This window comes from Bacillus sp. NH11B, from assembly GCF_001884205.1.
Lineage (GTDB): Bacteria > Bacillota > Bacilli > Bacillales > Bacillaceae_G > Bacillus_A > Bacillus_A proteolyticus.
Genome location: NZ_MAOG01000155.1, coordinates 1 through 5,973, shown reverse-complemented (window position 1 = coordinate 5,973; position 5,973 = coordinate 1). Strand labels below are relative to the sequence as shown.

The window sequence follows — 5,973 nt, the reverse complement described above, 5'->3', positions numbered from 1 at the left end:
AAGCACAGCGTATCCTTTCTAGAAGAACAAAAGGTTCTTCGAACTGGAATAAACAACGTGTGAAAGTTGCACAAATCCATGAACATATTGCAAATGCAAGAGCTGATTACTTACATAAACTTTCTACTGAAATCATCAAAAGCCACGATGTTATCGGTATGGAAGACTTACAAGTCCATAATATGCTCAAAAATAGAAAGCTTGCAAAAGCGATTGGTGAAGTATCTTGGTCCCAATTTCGAACGATGTTGGAATATAAAGCAAAATGGTATGGTAAAAAAGTTGTTATGGCATCCAAAACATTTGCTTCTAGTCAATTATGCTCCAATTGTGAATACAAAAACAAAGACGTTAAAAATCTAACCATTCGTGAGTGGGATTGCCCTTCTTGTGGCGCACATCACGATAGAGATCGAAACGCAGCGCTCAATCTTAAAAACGAAGCAATTCGTCTCTTAACCGTAGGAACTACGGGGATAGCCTAATGAATTAGAAACCGTTAGGTTTCTGTACTTAGGAATCTCCCACTTCAAACAGTCCGCGAGGATGTTAAGTGGTGAGTAGTTCAAATGGGATAGGAAGGATTGAAAGAACTTTATATACATTAGAGTGGTTGCAGATCCCTGTGCTTAGAAAATGTGTACAGGTTTGATAAAGGTGAAGCAAAACATGTACTTGCTCGGGCTGTATTTTTTAATCGATTAGGAGAAATTCGTAATCGTTCTTATGAGAATCAATTATATAGAGCGAGTGGTTTGCAACTTCTGATTTCAGTAATTGTATTATGGAATACGGCATAATATACAAAAAACGTAGGCTTACGCCTACTGACAGAAAACGAGAAAGCTCATAATCATCTAGTTTACATAAGTAATCTTATCGGTAGTTGTAAAAATAAAAAATATTCCGTCTCAAAATCAAAAGTATTCTTATCTTATTGAGATATAATTAAAAATTTCTAAGATAGTTTTTATCTGCATTATATTGTGATTTTTATTTATTCGACTATCCTATTTTTTAGAAATTACAAGGTTTATATTATGGTCTGAATAAAATAAATAGATATACAGAAAAAACCTTCCATCTCAAAATAAAAAGTAATCTTAGTTTTTGAGACGGAAGGTGAAATTGAAATGTCACCACGACATATATTCCTTCCCTATCCGTTTGAAAGAACCGTTTATCTCTTTCTTAATAAATAATATGGTACTGAATAACAATCTTTTCATACAATCAGTTCACTTTCTTACTATTTTCCACTTCAAATTCTTTCGGATATATTTCTTTTAACATCGTAGAGGTACTCCCCCCCCAATATTTATTAAAAGGTGTACTTAATTTATTTTTCACCATCCATTTCCTTCCTCCCATTTTTAATAACTGTGAAACAGATATCCCTGCTTTATTTATTTCATCCTTAATTATTTTTTTCGCTTTCTCTTTTTCCCAAAACCTATTAGGTACTACTTTTAATTCCCATTCTTTAAATTGATTTGGATACGCCTCATTTAACATCTTATAGGGGCTATCCGACCAAAACTTCATGAGCGGTGTCCTCAATCCGTTATTTACAATCCACTTCAAACTATAATGTTTCTTTATATCTTCCTGAGACATGCCCTTTTCTTTGATGATCTGCTTAAAAATCTTTAAACTCTTTTCTTTATCGTTCCAAAATTTATTGGAAACTCTTTTTAATTCCCATTCTCTATATTCATTGGGATATGCTGCATTTAACATCTGATAAGCGTTGTTATTCCAATACTTCAACAGTGGTGTACCTAAATTTCTTTCTCTTAACCACTCCCCACTATGCACATCAAGTACGTCTTCTTTTGTTAATTTTTCTTTTTTCTCAATCCACCAACGTAAGGCCAACAACCCTTTTTCCTTAGTCCAAAAATTCTTAGGAACACATTTCAATTCCCACTCTTTAAATCGATCGGGATATGCTGCATTCAACATTTGATAGGGGCTACCATTAAAATAGCTCGAACATACCTCGCCCATTTTATTTTCTATTAACCACTTCAAATCATACTTATTTAGTAATTGATACTCTGTTAACCTTTCTTTTTCTTCAATTATTCTCCTTAATATTTCCAATCCTTTTTCATATGTCCAAAAACACTTAGGAATATGCTTTAACTCCCATGGTTCAAATCGATTGGGATATGCTGCGTTTAACATCTCATATGGACTACTTCGATAAACCTGCATCACACTAGTTAATTTGAATTTTGTAATAAGACTCTGGTTCCATTCTTCTTTAATATCATCATTGCTCCATTTTAAAACTTCCTCAATTAAATATCGCGTTACCCTCCTTTTTGATTCGCCATTCACATCTTCGCTCCACGTACCACGGGGAAAACTTTTTCTTTTTCCATCTAATATTTCTCGATATATTTCCTCTATTTTTATTGTCAAGAATAGTTCACTCTCTTTCTAAAACTTCTCCTTATTCTTACCAGAAGTAATACCATTTGTGGTTTTATTGAAACACGAAGTTTTCGACGCGCAAATAGTAGAATTCCGCCAATTACATTCAATTATTTCAATGAAAGGATTAATGTAATTATAAATATTATAATGATTAAATGCAATATAATAAACTATTAATATAATTTAATCGTACTTTGCATACAGTTTTCTTTTATTTAGATATGAAAAATTGCATCAGAATATAAATATAAATCTGGAATGGAAATTTTTTGTGCTGAAAACTATATAAATATTGTTATCCAACACACCCAATTGATAACCCTAGTAAAAAGGGGCTAAATTTTTATCACTACTCATATTTCTCCTCCAAATATAGACTTATGATTTAGAATAATAGGACTAATTATGATGCAATTTGTAGGATTTTTATACTTTTTGTCGAATACATGTAAAAAGGAGGGAATATGGCATGCTGTTCACAGGATTCTTCATTAATCTATCTATTTTTTCTTTCCTAGCTAGTTCAGCTATTTTTATTCAAGTATTTATAAGGAAAATGGATAATAAATTTATCCATTTATTTTTGGGAACATATGCAGGTATCATAGCTGCTATTTTGATGATTTTTAATTTTAAGCACATGGGATTGTTTTATGACTTGCGAGCCGTTCCTCTTATTATTTCGTTTATTTATTTTGGTCGTACAGCTGGTTGGATTACGTTAATGTTTATTTTATTTATGCGTATTTTCTACCTTGGTGGTGATTGGGGACCAGCTTTGATAGCTGCTTTAGGCATTGCTACTATATATACTATATTCAAAACATATCTCAAAAATACCCATCCCTTTAAAAGCGTTTTTCTTTATCTAGCTGTTTATCTAGCCATAATTCATTGGGTATTTGGATTCTTTTTTCCTTCTATCTCACTTATACTTCTTGACATCCAAGGTACATTATTTATATCTTGCGGACTCTTAATTGGTGTTTTTCTTATGGAATCCTATCAAAATTTATATTACTTAACACAAGACCTAGCTAAAGCGAATGAAACTTTACTAGAATCAAAGCGGGAATTAAGGGATACCGTACATGAACTACAAGGAGGTATTGTTAAATTTAAAAAAGTAAATGGGAATTTTATTCATACTCTGTGTGATGGACAATTATTTTATCAACAAGGATTTCACTCTGAACAAGTTGTAGGGAAGCTTTTACCTACTATAGATCCTTCCATTATTCCATCCCATTTAGTTCCTCGATTACTAAAGTATTATCAACAGGCATGGGATGGTGAAGAAGTAACTTTCGAACTACCATGGCCAAATGATGAGACTATGATACTTTTCTCTCTTAGGCCAGTTAAAAGAGAGGGAACAGTCGTTGAGGTGGTTGGTTCTACTGTTGATATAACGAAAAGAATAAATGCGGAAAATGAACTAAAGGTAACGAAAGAACGACTGGAATCGTTTATTAATCATAACGTAGATGCTATCACTATATTTGATTTAGATGGACATATGCTGCAAGCGAATAAAGCTTATGAGAAGATATTTGGTTGGTCAGAAAAAGAATCAGTAGGAAAAAAATTACCTTGCGTACCTGATTTTTTAATGAATGAAACTTTAGAGTTAATCAAAAATATTAGTAATACCAATATACAAGATCCTGTTATTACTAGGTTAGAAACAGTTAGACAACGAAAAGATAAAACTCTAATTGATGTAAACGTGACGGTTTCACCAATTCTAGATTTAAGGGGCAATATAATTGCTTTATCAGGAATTTGTAGAGACATTTCTGAAAGGAAACAAGCAGAAAGAGAACGCCGTCAATTACATCAACAATTAAGAGACAGTGAAATGAAATACCGTGCGCTCATCGAACAAGCAACTGACGCAGTATATGTAGTAGAGCTAAATGAGGATCAACTTCCGGCTCGATTTATTGAAGTAAATCCTGTTGCGTGTAAAAGATTTGGATATAGTAGAGAAGAGCTTCTTTCGATTCCATTTCCTAGTAACGTTCCGCCAGATTCTCCGATAATCAAAAGAGTGATAGAAAAAATTAGAGAAGGGCAAACTTCTTTCACTTTGCAAGATGAATTTGTTTTTCCGACAGGGAGAACAATAACAACTGAATTTGGTGTCCGTGTTTTTAACTTGAATGGCAAAAATGTTTTCTTGAGTATCTCTCGAGATATCACAGAACGGTTAAAAACAGAAGAATTATTACGAAAATCGGAAAAACTTGCTGTAGTAGGTCAATTATCCACTGCAATTGCTCATGAAATTAAAAATCCTTTAACAGCAATGAAAGGGTTCATGCAGTTATTAAAATCAATGGAAAATAAGAACACTGAGCATTATATAGATATAGTGTTAGCAGAGGTTGAACGTATAGATATTATTACTAATGAATTTATGACATTAGCAAAACCCGAGGCATTAGAAATTAAAACTAATGACCTGAATGTATTAACGAAGCAAATTGTAATGTTACTTGAGCCTCAAGCAATTATGAATTGCATACAAATTACAACTGAGTTTACATCTGATACTTCATTCATACTTTGTGAAGAGAATCAATTGAAGCAAGCTTTTATAAATATCTTAAAAAATGCGATTGAAGCAACACCAATGGGAGGGGAAATCTTGATTCAAATCGAATATGTGCCTGATCAAAACCAGGTAAACATTCGATTTACTGATTATGGGTGTGGAATTGAACAGGAACGTATACCTTACCTAGGAGAACCATTTTATAGTCTCAAAGAAAATGGCATCGGTTTAGGATTAATGATCTGTTATAAAATTATTGAGAAGCACCAAGGAAAGATACTTATTGAAAGTGAAGTAGGAAAAGGAACAACAGTTAATATAAATCTTCCTATATCTACTCCCGAAAAAGAAAACTCTTATTCATCTTCTTAGATACATCCTAGAATCATGAAGTACAGCTATACAATTTATTAAATTTTCCCCTTTAGATTTGATTATCTAAAGGGTTATCTGTTTATGTTAAGAAAATCTCATATTGTACTCTCGCCATTTAACAGCTTTACGAACTGTTTGAAGTAGGGACTTCTGGGGAGGTATAAACTTTCTAATAATCTTAAATATAGAAATTTCCCTATTTCTACAAGTAGATATTTCTATATATCCCTACTTTTGTTATCAAAAACAAGTGAATATGCAGGAGAAGGTTCTGGTGCAAAGATAAAATGAAAACCAGTAAAACGCATATATTCCTAACAGAATTGTATTTTATGCTACAAGTTCAAACAATTGATGGATGAATTCTTTCTGGTTTTGGACAGACTGGTCCCGTAAATCAATCTGTTCTTTTTTAATCATATGCATAGCCTCTACTCCAGAAAGAATGGATGTAGCTGTGTCAAAGCATTTGAAGCCTAGTATAGAACGGATTCGTTTCTTTATAGGGGTAGCACCACATCGCCATCAAGCTAAGCTTACGCAAAGCCAATTTTAGGCGAGATTGTTTCTTTTTTCTAAAGGGCAAGTGTAGG

The 5,973-nt window shown here is 32.8% G+C and carries 3 protein-coding genes and 2 pseudogenes; 3 read left to right on the top strand and 2 right to left on the bottom strand.

Translation table 11 applies throughout. From position 1 onward, the window contains the following. Together BAU27_RS30525 and BAU27_RS30520 are read left to right on the top strand one after the other, a co-directional pair. On the top strand, positions 1–485 hold a 485-nt coding region (locus BAU27_RS30525; protein WP_139254713.1), incomplete at its 5' end, for an RNA-guided endonuclease TnpB family protein. A gap of 89 nt (positions 486–574) precedes the next feature. Further along, a pseudogene (locus BAU27_RS30520) lies at positions 575–794 on the top strand (Tn3 family transposase); the annotation flags it as partial. Positions 795–1,233: 439 nt separating this feature from the next. Here BAU27_RS30520 and BAU27_RS30515 read toward each other — a convergent pair. Beyond that, positions 1,234–2,430, bottom strand: coding sequence for a DUF4046 domain-containing protein (locus tag BAU27_RS30515; protein ID WP_071773046.1), 1,197 nt, complete (start codon positions 2,428–2,430; stop codon positions 1,234–1,236). Positions 2,431–2,914: 484 nt separating this feature from the next. Here BAU27_RS30515 and BAU27_RS30510 point away from each other — a divergent pair, with 484 nt between their 5' ends. After that, positions 2,915–5,377 carry a PAS domain S-box protein gene (locus BAU27_RS30510; RefSeq protein WP_071773045.1) on the top strand — a complete coding sequence of 821 codons (2,463 nt, stop codon included), beginning with the start codon at positions 2,915–2,917 and terminating at the stop codon, positions 5,375–5,377. A gap of 333 nt (positions 5,378–5,710) precedes the next feature. Here the strand turns inward: BAU27_RS30510 and BAU27_RS30505 are convergent. Next, positions 5,711–5,884 (bottom strand): annotated as a pseudogene (locus tag BAU27_RS30505) (IS6 family transposase); the annotation flags it as partial. Positions 5,885–5,973: the final 89 nt, after the last annotated feature.